13 protein-coding genes are annotated in these 12,607 nt (G+C 61.0%); 10 read left to right on the forward strand and 3 right to left on the reverse strand.

What is annotated here, in order from left to right; genetic code table 11:
• Window positions 1-14 precede the first annotated feature (14 nt).
• The 7 genes from ACREE8_RS16195 (at window position 15) to ACREE8_RS16225 (ending at window position 6,768) form a co-directional block, all read left to right on the forward strand.
• Complete coding sequence (locus ACREE8_RS16195; RefSeq protein ID WP_431574048.1) at window positions 15-953, forward strand: hypothetical protein; 939 nt, start codon at window positions 15-17, stop codon at window positions 951-953.
• A 15-nt stretch (window positions 954-968) separates the two neighbouring features.
• Window positions 969-1,919: a hypothetical protein gene (locus ACREE8_RS16200; RefSeq protein ID WP_431574049.1), complete on the forward strand. Its 951-nt coding sequence runs from the start codon at window positions 969-971 to the stop codon at window positions 1,917-1,919.
• 27 nt (window positions 1,920-1,946) lie between these two features.
• Window positions 1,947-2,900 carry a hypothetical protein gene (locus ACREE8_RS16205; RefSeq protein ID WP_431574050.1) on the forward strand — a complete coding sequence of 318 codons (954 nt, stop codon included), beginning with the start codon at window positions 1,947-1,949 and terminating at the stop codon, window positions 2,898-2,900.
• Between the two features lie 195 nt (window positions 2,901-3,095).
• Complete coding sequence (locus ACREE8_RS16210) at window positions 3,096-3,821, forward strand: hypothetical protein (RefSeq protein ID WP_431574051.1); 726 nt, start codon at window positions 3,096-3,098, stop codon at window positions 3,819-3,821.
• On the forward strand, window positions 3,818-4,516 hold the full coding sequence (locus ACREE8_RS16215; protein WP_431574052.1) for a C39 family peptidase: 699 nt from the start codon (window positions 3,818-3,820) through the stop codon (window positions 4,514-4,516). The genes ACREE8_RS16210 and ACREE8_RS16215 overlap by 4 nt, the downstream gene beginning before the upstream one ends.
• A 25-nt stretch (window positions 4,517-4,541) precedes the next feature.
• Complete coding sequence (locus ACREE8_RS16220) at window positions 4,542-5,018, forward strand: hypothetical protein (RefSeq protein WP_431574053.1); 477 nt, start codon at window positions 4,542-4,544, stop codon at window positions 5,016-5,018.
• Window positions 5,002-6,768, forward strand: a complete 1,767-nt coding sequence (locus tag ACREE8_RS16225) for a hypothetical protein (protein WP_431574054.1) — start codon at window positions 5,002-5,004, stop codon at window positions 6,766-6,768. The genes ACREE8_RS16220 and ACREE8_RS16225 overlap by 17 nt, the downstream gene beginning before the upstream one ends.
• Window positions 6,769-6,801: 33 nt before the next feature.
• On the opposite strand, the gene ACREE8_RS16230 is transcribed toward ACREE8_RS16225, so the two are convergent.
• Complete coding sequence (locus ACREE8_RS16230) at window positions 6,802-7,794, reverse strand: ABC transporter substrate-binding protein (protein ID WP_431574055.1); 993 nt, start codon at window positions 7,792-7,794, stop codon at window positions 6,802-6,804.
• 469 nt (window positions 7,795-8,263) lie between these two features.
• On the opposite strand from ACREE8_RS16230, the gene ACREE8_RS16235 reads away from it, so the two are divergent.
• A complete protein-coding gene (locus ACREE8_RS16235) occupies window positions 8,264-9,016 on the forward strand; it encodes a Crp/Fnr family transcriptional regulator (protein WP_431574056.1) in 753 nt (250 codons plus the stop codon).
• Between the two features lie 15 nt (window positions 9,017-9,031).
• Here the strand turns inward: ACREE8_RS16235 and ACREE8_RS16240 are convergent, their stop codons facing one another.
• Both ACREE8_RS16240 and ACREE8_RS16245 read right to left on the reverse strand, forming a co-directional pair.
• A complete protein-coding gene (locus ACREE8_RS16240) occupies window positions 9,032-9,295 on the reverse strand; it encodes a hypothetical protein (RefSeq protein ID WP_431574057.1) in 264 nt (87 codons plus the stop codon).
• A gap of 464 nt (window positions 9,296-9,759) precedes the next feature.
• Window positions 9,760-10,536 (reverse strand): DUF1045 domain-containing protein, encoded by a 777-nt coding sequence (locus tag ACREE8_RS16245; protein WP_431574058.1) that lies wholly within the window; start codon window positions 10,534-10,536, stop codon window positions 9,760-9,762.
• 77 nt (window positions 10,537-10,613) lie between these two features.
• Here ACREE8_RS16245 and phnC point away from each other — a divergent pair, with 77 nt between their 5' ends.
• Complete coding sequence (gene phnC / locus ACREE8_RS16250) at window positions 10,614-11,450, forward strand: phosphonate ABC transporter ATP-binding protein (RefSeq protein WP_431574059.1); 837 nt, start codon at window positions 10,614-10,616, stop codon at window positions 11,448-11,450.
• A gap of 67 nt (window positions 11,451-11,517) precedes the next feature.
• A complete protein-coding gene (gene phnD / locus ACREE8_RS16255) occupies window positions 11,518-12,513 on the forward strand; it encodes a phosphonate ABC transporter substrate-binding protein (RefSeq protein ID WP_431574060.1) in 996 nt (331 codons plus the stop codon).
• Window positions 12,514-12,607 lie beyond the last annotated feature (94 nt).

Here is a 12,607-nt window from a genome sequence, read left to right on the forward strand (position 1 = left end):
AACGGGGAGCCACAATGAAGAAAATCCTATATATGGGAGTGGCTGGCTGCGCGCTGTTCATCGCCAATGCGGCATCGGCGGACGTGAATATCCTGGCGAATATCAACAAGACCCAGGACATCACCGTCTCCGAACTGGTCACGATCCACAAGACCGTGAACATCACCGCCGTGGTCGATATCACGCCAGGCAAAGCTGCTGAAGCCCAGGGACTGATCGATCAGTCCAACTATGACAACGAAGCCTGCGGCAACTGCGCCGAGAAGGTCGACTCCATCGTGGACTCGATCGGCGCCGCTGACGGGTCCGGCAATACCGGCATCGTCAACGTCAACCAGTCGACGGGCAACATGAACAACCAGGGCAACTCGGTTTCGGTTGCCTGGGATCTGGCGCGTCCTCCGGGAGCGCCGCCGCCTCCGGTTGGCGTCCCGCCACCCGCGACCGGCAACAGCGGCTTCGCCCATGCGCAAGCCCATGTTGATCAGAAGAACGGCGAGTTCCTGTCGGGTGGCGAGCCGGTCCTCGAGCCGAATGTCGTGGATACCATCAATCTGTTGTTCCGCGACGCCGAGATCTCCGGGTCGATCAACCACAATACGGGCATCGTCAACGTCAACCAGTCCTCTGGCAACATGAACAACCAGGGCAACCAGCTCGTGTTGGCAGTGAGCCTGTTGGGCACGACGCAGGGAGGCGGCGTGGCTTTGTCCGAGGCGGATCTCGGTCAGGTCACCGTCGGCAATAGCGCTCAGGAATCCGATAGCGATCCGACCGCCAGCGATTCGGATCTGATTGGCATCAACAAGAGTGTGTCGATCAGCGATTCGATCAGCAACAACATCGGCGTCGTCAACGTCAATCAGGCGGCTGGCAACATGTCGAACCAGGCCAACAACGTCTCGGCGGCGGTGGTCGTGATCGGCAGCGGCAGCGCACCTGGCGCACCATAGGAAGGAGAACCGGCCATGAAAAAAGCTCTTCTCGCGACTGCCGGCTCGGCGCTTGCTCTGGTGTTGCTGTCATACAGCATGCCGGCGTCAGCGGACGTGGACGTCACGGTCACAGTCAATAAGACCAAGGACGTCACCATCACCGAGAACATCACGATCCTGAAGACGGTGCTCATCAGCGTCGACACGAGCGTGGCCTATCGGTCAGCGGCCGAAGCGGACGCCATCGTCAACCAGACGATCGACCACAACACGGCGACTCACACGGTTCTTCAGCTCGGCAACGTTCTCAGCGAGCCGACGGAGATTCCGGAGGATGAGATCACGAACTTCGGCATCCGCCGGACCGCGTCGATCGACACCTCGATCAATACCAATACCGGCATCGTCAACGTCAACCAAGACGTCGGCAATATGGCGAACCAGGGCAACCAGGTTTCGCTCGCCGTTTCCACACCCTCCAATACGGGTAACGCCAATCAGCAGCGTGTCGTCCTCAATTCTCAGGCAGAGACTCAGCAGATCAACACCAACAACCATGTGTTCGAGGCTGAGCATCCGAATCCGGAAACCGATTTCTTCACCGGCACCTACAATGAATCCGCGTCGATCGATGGGTCCATCAACGACAATATCGGCATCGTCAATGTCAACCAGAATGCTGGCAACATGAACAACCAGTCCAACTCCGAGGCACTGGCGGTTGCTGTCGATCTGGCGGGCGTCGCGATCTCCGAGGCCGCCTTGGGCCAGGTCAACACGGACAACAATGGCGGCAATGGTGAAGATGGTACCGCGGGCGTTCTCGAAGCGGGCGTCGTCAAGCTCGCGTCGATGACGGGGTCCCTGAATGGCAATACCGGCGTCGGTGGCGTCAATCAGGCCGCGGGCAACATGGCCAACCAATCCAACACCTTCTCGCTCAGCTTTATCGATGCGGGCGGCGGTGTTGGCATTGGCCAATAAGCCGGCAAGCGGAAAAGGAGACATGTCATGAAGAAATCTCTCTATGCGACCGCTGGATCGGCTTTGGCCATGGTCCTGCTCGCTGCGAGCCTGCCTGCGTCCGCTGACGTGAATGTGACCGCCACCATCAACAAGACGAAAGACATCACGGTGACGGAGCAGATCACGATCAACAAGACGATCAGCATCGTCGTCGCGTCGGCGTTCACGAACAACGACATCAAAGCGGCGGCCGAAGCCAATGCGTTGCTGAACATCACCAATGCCAACAATACGGTCGATGGTCAGGACGTGAATCTCGACGAAAATGGCGCACCGGCTTCCGATCATTCGCCCGGCGTCACGGACTACAACATGAACCTGTCGGCGGTCATCGGCGATTCCGAAACGGGTTCGATCAACGAGAATACCGGCGTCTTCGGAGTCAACCAGGACGTCGGCAACATGACGAACCAGGGCAACGCCGTGTCCGTGGCCGGGGTCACCGATCTGCCGTCCTTCGCGAATGCGCAGGCTGGCGGCGACCAGTCGAACACGGGCAATACGTCCCAGGACTTCGAGCTCATTCGCGACACCGAAGGCAATCTGCTGACCTTCGACGAGATCAAGGCTGATCCGAGTGCGGCCAACTTCCAGACCGACAAGGCAGCGACGATCACGGGTTCGATCAACAGCAATACCGGCATCATCAACGTCAACCAGAACGCCGGTAACATGAACAACCAGAACAACGGGGTCGCGATTGCGATCGGCCTCGGTGCGCTGGTGGCATTGTCGGAGACCGATCTTGGCCAGGCCAATTCGGGCAACACCGTGACGGAAGTCGAGACGGTGAAGCACGATACGATCACCGACTCCATCAACAACAACGTCGGCATCGTCAGCGTCAACCAGTCCTCCGGCAACATGAACAATCAGGGCAACGTTGTGAGCCTTGCGGCTGTTGCGTCCGGTGCGATTCTGACGTCAGCGGCTCCGTAATTCTGACTGGCGGAGGAGGGAAGCCAACCGGCTCTTCCTCCTCCCGCCACTTTCCCTTCGTTTCTGAGTGCGTCTCACGATCGCCTGGACATTCGTTTCGCTCTTTCTTGCTGAGCTACGGGGTCGGGAATGATGCGATTGGCTTTCTTTTCTGCGGTTGTCGCGGTGGCCCTGATCGAAGGGGTTCCCGATGGCATGGCCGCCGATCCGGTCGCGACCATATTCATGAGCCCGGAAGCGGGCGTTCTCGTCACCTTGCCCGCCGGCACGGACGGGGTGGTGACGCTGACCGATGACAACGCCGCAATCGCCGCGGTCAATATCGACGCGGTCCAGAGCCTTGTCGGCAACAGCATCATCGATCAGGGCGGCAACCGATCCGTCGACTTCATCGGCAGTGGAAACTTTCTGACCGGCGTCCTGAGTGTCAATCAGGAGGCGGGCAATATGAACAACCAGGCCAATATCCGGTCGATCGCCATCGCCATGGCCGACGGCGGGTTGGGCGACGTGCAGATCAATGTCAATGCGAGCCAGGAACTGAGAAACAACTCGCTCCAGGTCCTGAACGCTGGAAACACCAGCGTCACCATCGACAACAGCTTCAACAATGGCAGCGGAATCGTCGGGATCAACCAGACGACCGGCAATCTGAACCAGCAGCTCACCATCGTGGCGATCGGGATCGGCCTCAATGTCGGTCCCGACGCGATTCAGGTGGGTGATGCGCAGCTCGGCCAGATCGGAACCGAAGCCGACAATCACCGTACGGATGATGGCACGCTGGATGCCGGGCATAACACCCTTTCCAACTCATTCAACGATTTCTCCGGCATTGCCCAGATCAGCCAGGTCACCGGTGATATGAATCGTGTGACCCAGGCGGTCGCGGTGTCGGTCACGACGCCGGTTGCGCCATGAAGGTCGCGCGCCAGGTTCTGTTGATGTCCGCGTTGCTGCTGGGAGCCGCGATTGCGGGCTCTCCCGCCCGCGCGGCCGACATCATTTCCTTGCCGGGCAACACCACGATCCAGGCGCCGGTCACGAGTTATTTCGGACTTCGCTTCAAGCAGGTCGTCCGGCAGGGCTATGACGTGAGCTGCGGCGCGGCCGCGTTGGCCACCTTGCTGAAGTACTATTACGGCATGCAGGTCAGCGAGAAGGAGATCATCGAGCAGATCTTCTCCAAGAGCACCGACGACCAGAAGAAGAAGATCAATGCCTACGGGTTCTCGATGCTCGAGCTCAAGCATTTCGGCGAATCGCTGGGCTTTGTCGCCGGCGGGTTCAAGCTCGACACGGCGGAGAAGCTGGCCAAGCTGAAAGTGCCGGTTCTCACCCTCATCACGGTGCGCGGCTACAAGCATTTCGTGGTGCTGAAGGGCCTCTATCAGGGGCAGGTCTATATTGCCGATCCCGCCTTCGGAAATCGTTCGCGTCCGCTCGACCGATTCCAGAAGGAGTGGGATGGCGTGATCCTGGTGATGGTCAGCGACAAGATCGCTGGACGGAACGATTTCTCTGCCGACGGCTCCTTGAGCGCGCCGGCCCAGGGCGTGCTGCCCTTGATCGATAAATTTACGCCGGCGATCACACGAGCGCCGACGGAGTTTTAAGCACAGGAATGACGGGGAGGTTGGGATGTCGCGGAAATTGGCGTGGTTTCTCGGATTGGCTCTCCTGTCGGCGGCGACGGTGCCGGCGAGCGCCGGAGAGCTGGAAGCGAACTCGCTGGCGACGTTGACTCAGATGGCGGCCTGGGCGAAACCCTTGAACGACCAGGAGATGGGCGACCTGCGCGGCGGCTTCGGCGGCCTGGCCTTCAATGTCGTCTTCGGCGGCACCATCGAGCATCTGGCGGATCCTGGTACGGGCGCCAATGGCGTCACCGGTGCGCCCGACCCGACGGTCACGCAGAGCAACGGGATGGTGAACATCCAGACCGCGGTTGGGAGCTTCAACGGCGCCAGTGGCGTGTTCCAGATCGCGAACCTCGATCACAGCAATTTCAACGTCATCAATCAAAACCTGTTCGTTCAGGTGGCGATCATCGACGTGGCGAACGCCGCAAGCATACCGACCATCCAGAACCTATTGAACGGTGCGTTCCACAACTGACTGGGCGGGGTCGGGCCGTGCTGGCGGGCGCTTTGACTGGTGCAGGACAACGGCCAGAGCCCTCCCGGATGCTCCCGCAATTCGGAGGGGGATCTTGACCGAGATGTCTTTTTTCAGGCGGCGTGCGGCAACCCGAAGCTGGGAGTTCGGCCTCGGGAGGGAAAGTTGTCTGTCGTCCTGGCGCGACCTAGGGGATTTTCAGGGGGATCTCTCCCCGGATCTTGACCGGCCCTCAGAGGCACCCATCGAAACAGGATGGGCGGTGCAAGGCATGGCACGGCATTCTTCCGGACTTCTCGGCAGGGGCTCGCCGCAGGCGGGGCTCGGCGATGTCGGTACGCCGACAAATGGCCGACGGCGCTGGAGCGCGTTGACCGCGGCCACGTCGATCGCGATCTGGCTGGCGTTCGTGGCGCCGGCGCTGGCCCAGCAACAACAGCCATCCGCCGATACTGGCAGCGCGAACGATACCGGGACATCGAACAAAGATATCTCGGTCATGCTGCAGCGCCAGCAGAAGATGATCGAAGAGCAAGCGAAGAAGCTCGAAGAGCAGTCGCGGATTCTCGCCGAACAGGCCAAGGCGCTTCAGGATCAGCAGACCCAGCTCGAGGAGTTGCAGCGCCAGGCTCAAGGCGGAGCGATCCTGGTTCTTCCCGCGACGATGGCGACGCCCAGCATTGGCAATAGCGCGCCAGGTTATATTCATACCGACGAGGTGGTCCCGGTTCCGCCAGATACCGGCGAGACACCGCCGCCCACCGGTACGGAGCCAGCTCCCGGGGGCACCCAGCCGGTAGCACCCGGAGGGACCGCCGAAGGGGATCGGCCACAGTCCGAGAAGCCGCCGGAGCAGTTGCTGGTGGAGCGTGGCGGCGTGCTGTTGCCGGCCGGTGTCCTGCAGCTCGAGCCAAGCATCGAATACGACTACTATTCGAACAACAATGTGGCGATCAACGGTTTCACGATCTTCGATGCGATCGTGATCGGCAATGTCCGGGTCGATTCATTGAACCGCAATATCGTCACGGCGGCGGCGACGGCGCGCTATGGTTTGATCGATCGGGTGCAGGTCGAAGCCCGGGTGCCCTATCTCTATCGTAAGGACAGCACGACCTTCGGCATCGGCACCAACACCCAGCAGGAGTTTCAGGACCAGGGCACCGGCCTCGGCGATGTGCAGGGCACCGTTTCCTATCAGCCGATCATCGGCGATGGTTCTTTGATTCCGGATGTCATCCTGCGTACGACGGCACGTTTCCCGACCGGCGAGAGCGCCTTCGATATCGGGACGAAGGATATAGGCAACAACCGGACCGTCCTTAAGCGGCCCCCGACGGGCAGTGGCTTCTATGGCGTCGGCGGCGGTTTCACGTTGGTCTGGCGCGTCGATCCCGTGGTCTTCTTCGGCGGCTTCAGCTACACGGCAAATTTATCCGAGAACGAGGGGGCGTCGGGCAATATCGATCCCGGCGACACCTATGAGTGGTTCGGCGGTATCAATATCGCGCTGAGCGAGCTGGTCTCGATGAACCTTTCGTTCGACGATCAGCTGATCAGCTCGACGACGCAGAACGGCAACAAGGTTCCCAACTCGGACCTGAACGACGCCCGGTTGATCCTGGGGACATCCGTCGGCGTGGCGCCTGGCACGACGCTCACCTTCAATGCGTCAGCCGGCCTGACCAACGATTCGCCCGACTTCGCCTTCACGATCAGCCTGCCGATCACCTTCGGCCTGTTCGACTGAGGCGCCGATCGTCTGGGCTGCTGGCTGGGGCCTCTACTGCAGGGCCTTGGCCGCCGCGTCGGAGAACTTGTTCTCGACATAGCCGGTCATCTTCGGTGCGACCTTCAGCACTTTGTCGGCATTGAGCGCCCAGCCGTTATATTCGGCGTCGGTGACCGCCGCGGCCGACCAGGAATACTGGTCATACCGGATCATCTTGACCCAGGCCTGGGCCATCTCCGGCGAGATGACGACGCCCTGGCGGTGGAAAAAGATCTGGAGGATCCGGGCCGCGTCGACCGGATCCTGATGGATATAGGCGACCGATTTGACCCAGGCATTGACGAAGCGCTGAGTCAGGTCGGGGTCCTTGGTGATCACGTCATTGCGCGCCACAAGCGGTATGGCGCCGATCGAGCCGATCGCCTTGGTGACGCCGGCGGCATCCAGGATGACCGTGCCCTGCTTCTTATCCACCAGCGGCACCGTGAAATGTCGGGTCTCGAAGACGGCGTCCGCCTGTTTGTCGGCCAGTGATTTCAGCAGCTGGTCGGCCGTGATGCTGGCGATCTTGACGTCCGTTGGCTTCAGTTTGGCTTGGTTGAGGAGCCGGACCAGAACCGGAAGCGCTTCGGAGCCCTGCACCACGGCGACTGTCTTTCCCTTGAGATCGGCGACCGTCTTGATGGCGGTGTCGGCACGGGCGACCAGCTCCATCTCGGTGCCCCACCCCCCCTCGGCGATCACCTTGATCGGGGCCTTGGCGGCCACCATGACCAGCATAACGCGCTGAGGCACAAGGGCGAAATCCGTCGTGCCGACGGCCAGGGACTGGATGACGGCGGTCGGCGAGCTCACCGCCAGCCCGCTGACGATGATCTTCTGTTCGGCAAAGAAGCCACGCTCGATCCCGACGATGGCGGGCAGGGCGTCCCAGCCGCTGCCATAGGAAAGGCGCGCCAATGTCATGTCGGCCGCCGCCCGGGCATGCCCGTTCATCGCCGCGCCCAAGAGGAGCGCGAAAGCCAGGATCCGAACGAACCTCATGCGATGCCCCATCCCGCCTTTTGTTTATTTCGAATTTCTTTCAGGCCGCATTTTGGCACCTGAAACGGTAGAAACAGTATGAGCCTGACCTAACGACATAACCCATTAAACTTCCTACGTCTCCTATCGCTGTTTGCCCCAATTCGCAGTGGCAAATGAAATAGAAGCCATAGACATCGCGGAATGTTGAATATAGCACACTTGCTAGGATAAAACTCCTGAGGCATTATTTGGACGAAGTGTTGCGGCCGATGGGTCAGTATCGGAAAACAGGACAACATTTCTTACGCTTAGTGGGGAGGGGAACATCCAATCTAAATTCTTGTTCAGGTAGCGTGTTCATTTCGCGCTGACACCGTCTTTGGCCCTGGGTCGTCAGCGAGTGCAACCAGTTCATTGGCCAAGCGGAAACTGTCTTGCGGGGATAGTCGTCCGTTCAGGTCTGGGGTCCACGGGGGACCGGAAGACCATGTGGAAGAGTCATAACGAACCGCCGTCCATACCGAAGGATTGCCGAAACTGCGCCATCCGCGAAGCCACGCTCTGTGGCGCGTTGCGTCATGACCAATTGGAAATCCTTGAGGAGTTCAAGAGCTGCGACCGGATCCTTCCCGCCCATTCCCATCTCTATCGGACGGGCGAGCGGCTTAATGAGATCTATAATCTGCTGGGCGGCTGGGTCGCGCTTTACCGGATTCTGGAATCCGGCCGGCGCCAGGTGCTGCAGATCGAGCTCCCGGGCGCGTTCCTGGGCTATCAGCCGAAGCTCGACGATCCGATGCTTCACAGCGCCGAGTGCATCACGGACGTCTCCGTCTGCGTTTTTCCGCGCAAGGCGTTTCCGGAGCTCCTGGAGCGTCACCCGGTCCTGGGTTTGAAGATGATCGGCATGATGTCCCAGGATGTGGTGCGGACACACGACCACCTGACCAATGTCGGCGGGCGTTCAGGCATGGAGCGCGTCGCCCATTTCCTGCTGCAGATCTATCTGCGGCTGCGTCACCGTCAGCATGCCATGGGCAGCGACACGCTGGCCTTGCCATTGACGCAGGAAATGATTGGCGATGCTCTGGGCCTGACGCCGGTCCATATCAACCGGATCCTGCGGCAGTTGCGGGAGCGCCGTCTGGTCGTCCTGCACAACAAGACGCTTCAGGTGCTGGATCTGGAGGGACTGCGCCGGATGGCGGAGATGCCGCAGTTCGATCGGGCCGAGCTCTGACGCCGCCGAAGGCCTTTAAGCCAGCTCGGCGCCGTTGTTAACCATCAGGCTCTCGATCTCGCGATCCGCGAGATGCTCGCCGCTGCGCAGCTGCCAGACCTGGCGATAGAAGTCGACCGCGGCGGCTTTGCTGGCAAACTCGAAATAATGGTGGGTGGCTTCATCGCGGAGGAAGATACGAACTTCGACGCGTGCCGTATCGGCACAACAGATGTCGATTTTCGTGATCTGCTCGGGGTCGAGGCGAACCCTTGTGCCGGGTAACAACGTCAGGGCCATCTCCGGCTTATCTCCTGGCTACCGGGTAATTCACCTCTACGCTTCGCCCCGCCGAGCCAATGGCGGTTGCGTCGGTTAATTCCGAACTCGCTTGACATTCCACCTTGTCATGGAGATGCCATCACATCGATGCGCGAAGTGACACATGTTTAGCAAACACGGTGGCGCGCTTGCAATGGCGTTTACCTGTGAGTCACAAAAAAAGCGGTGGTAATTCTGTCCGCTTATAAAAATGCACTATGAAAAGTGAAACAAGCCTGATCAATCAATCAATATGGGTTGTAAACAGATGTTACCGCCGTAGTCGGTTAAGTAAAGATGCCTAAAGGAATACGGTAAATATTCCTGCGATCGACACAGCCGAGTGATGAATTTCGCGTGCGAGCGCGGGCATTCGGCGTTGGATTTTCGGAAACGAAAAAATGTTGTTGGCGTGGCGACAAGCGACGCCGATGAAGGGATCGCTACCCGTGAGTCGGAGACTCCGGATCCGATTTGCCGCCACCGACAGGAAATCGCGCCGCAAGCATGAACGGTTCGCCCAACGCCGGCTCGACGAACAGCGCGATATCGGTGATTGGAGTCGGCGCTGCGGTAGCGGACGCGAACAGCGTCGCGAGATTCGGTTGCAGTCGATCCAGCGCGGCCTCGTCGAGCGGCCCGCTCAAAGTCACATGGAAGCGGAACCGATCCAGCACATAAGGATATCCCCAACGCCGCAGATGCGCGTCCTCGATGTCGTCGAGTCCGGTCGCACGCCGCCGAGACAACTCGGTTGCCGAAGCCGGGCGGCGATAGGAATCGAAGCTCGTCACGCAGTCCGCGGCCAAACTATCGAGAGCCGGGCAGGGGGTCGATGGAATCAGCGCGAGGAACCGGCGGCCGATGGGCGCGAGCTGCAGGCGCGGCATCAAGAGGGACGGCTGGCGCGCGGCGAAGCGCGCGAGGTCGCGCTGCAGCTCGTCGACATGGCGGCCGTTCGCCAAGGCGAAGGGTGGCTTCAGGGTTGCGTGGAGGGCGTAGCGCCGTGGTTCCGCCGTCAGTGCTTGCAGTTCATCCGAAGAGTATCCGGCAATCGCCGGCCGCGGCGGCAGATCCTCGCTGCCGTCGGGATCGGCATCGCGCCCCAGCCAGGCTCGACCGAGCCGCGCCAGATTGGAGTCCTTCGCGGGCGCCCAATAGATCGCGTAGCGCGCGGGCGCGTTGGAGTCAGTGGAATTAGCAGGGCTGTGGGTTGTCATCGAAGCTTCATCGAACTGCGAAACGGGAGTCTCGGCTACCCCCTAATGTCTAGACGACTCTCGGGGGGCGTGCATCCATGTCATCGATCAAGATCGACGGGCTTAGCAAGACTTTCGGCAGTGGCCGGCGGGCCCTGCAGTCCGTCTCGCTGGCGATCGAGCCCGGCGAGATGGTCGGGCTGATCGGCGCGTCGGGTTCGGGAAAATCGACCTTGCTGCGCCATATCGCCGGCCTGGCCTCGGGCGACCGCGATGCCGGCGCCATTCATGTCGATGGCCGGGTGGTCCAGCGCGATGGGCGGATCGCCCGCGATATCCGCCGGCAGCGGGCCTCGATCGGCTTCGTCTTTCAGCAATTCAATCTGGTGGAGCGCCTGCCGGTGCTGACCAATGTCTGTGTCGGCGGGCTGGCGCGCACGCCTCTCTGGCGCAGCCTGATGAGCTGGTTCACCCAGGCCGAGCGCGAGGCGGCGCTGCAGGCGCTGGCCCGTGTCGGCATCCAGGAGCAGGCCTATCAGCGCGCCTCGACCCTGTCGGGCGGCCAGCAACAGCGGGCCGCGATCGCCCGGGTCCTGATCCAGGGGGCGAAGACCCTGCTGGCGGATGAGCCGATCGCCTCGCTGGATCCGGAATCGGCGCGGCGGGTGATGGAGCTCCTGCGCGAGGTCAATGAAAGCGACGGCATGACCGTGGTCGTCTCGCTCCACCAGGTGGACATGGCCACCCGCTACTGTCCGCGCATTGTCGCGCTCAAGGAAGGCCGCATCCTGTTCGACGGCCCCAGCGAGGCCGTCACCTCTTCTTTGCTGGCCGAAGTCTATGGCAGCGAACTCGAGGCAGCGCCGCCGGCGGCTCGTCCGCGCCGCAAGCCGCTGCGCCTCGCCACAGCCGCTGCCGCCGTCGTCGGCTCTTAAACGCCGGCTCTCGCGGCTCCGATCCGCCTATCTCGACGTCCACCTGTCAATGAAGGAGAGGTTTTCGATGCTACGCCGTGTATTTCTCGCAGGTATGGCAGCCTTGGCGCTTGGCGCCACCGCCGCCCAGGCCGAAATGCCGAAGGAGATCAATTTCGGGATCATTTCGACCGAATCGACCCAAGCCCTCAAGTCGCAATGGGAACCGCTCCTCGCCGATATGGAGAAGGCGACGGGCATGAAGGTGAAGGCCTTCTATGCGACAGACTATGCGGGCGTGATCGAAGCCATGCGCTTCAACAAGGTCCAGGTCGCCTGGTACGGCAACGCGTCGGCCATCCAGGCGGTCGATCGCGCCAATGGCGAAGTCTTCGCGCAGAAAATCTATGCCGACGGCTCGCGCGGCTATTACTCGATCCTGATCGCCAATACGGCCAGCAACATCAAGTCGCTGCAGGATGTGATCAACCAGCCGGGCAAGCTCACCCTCGGCAATGGCGATCCGAACTCGACCTCGGGCTTTCTGATGCCGGGCTACTACGCCTTCGCCAAGAACAACATCGACGTCCGCACCTTCTTCGTGAGCTCGGTCAACGCCAACCATGAAACCAATCTGATGGCGGTCGCCAACCGCCAGGTCGACATCGCCACCAACAACACGGAAGATCTCGCCAAGTTCCAGAAGGCCAATCCGGACAAGGCGAAGCTCATTCGCGAGATCTGGCGCTCGCCCTTGATCCCGGCCGATCCGCTGGTCTGGCGCACGGACCTCGATCCGCAGGCCAAGGAGAAGATCAAGGCGTTCCTGCTGTCCTATGGCCAGCCCGGTCCCGACCAAGCCCGTCAGAAGCAAATCCTGGACGCGCTGGGCGGTTGGGGTGGATTCCTGGCTTCCAGCAACGACCAGCTCCTGCCGGTCCGCCAAGTCTCGCTGTTCAAGGATCGTATGAAGATCGAGCAGGACGCCAATCTCTCGGAATCCGACAAGAAGCAGCAGCTGGCGGCGATCGACGCCCAGCTCGACGAGCTGTCCAAGAAGATGGCCGAGGTGAAGACCCAGTAAGCCCGTCAGCGAAATCTCGCTGAGCCGGGGTGGTCTTGACCGTCACGCTTCAACCGGTACCGCCATCCGGGCCACAAGCCCGGATGGCGGCGCG

Origin of the sequence: Hypericibacter sp. (assembly GCF_050729195.1) — a bacterium.
In the GTDB taxonomy this organism is placed as follows: Bacteria; Pseudomonadota; Alphaproteobacteria; order Dongiales; family Dongiaceae; genus Hypericibacter.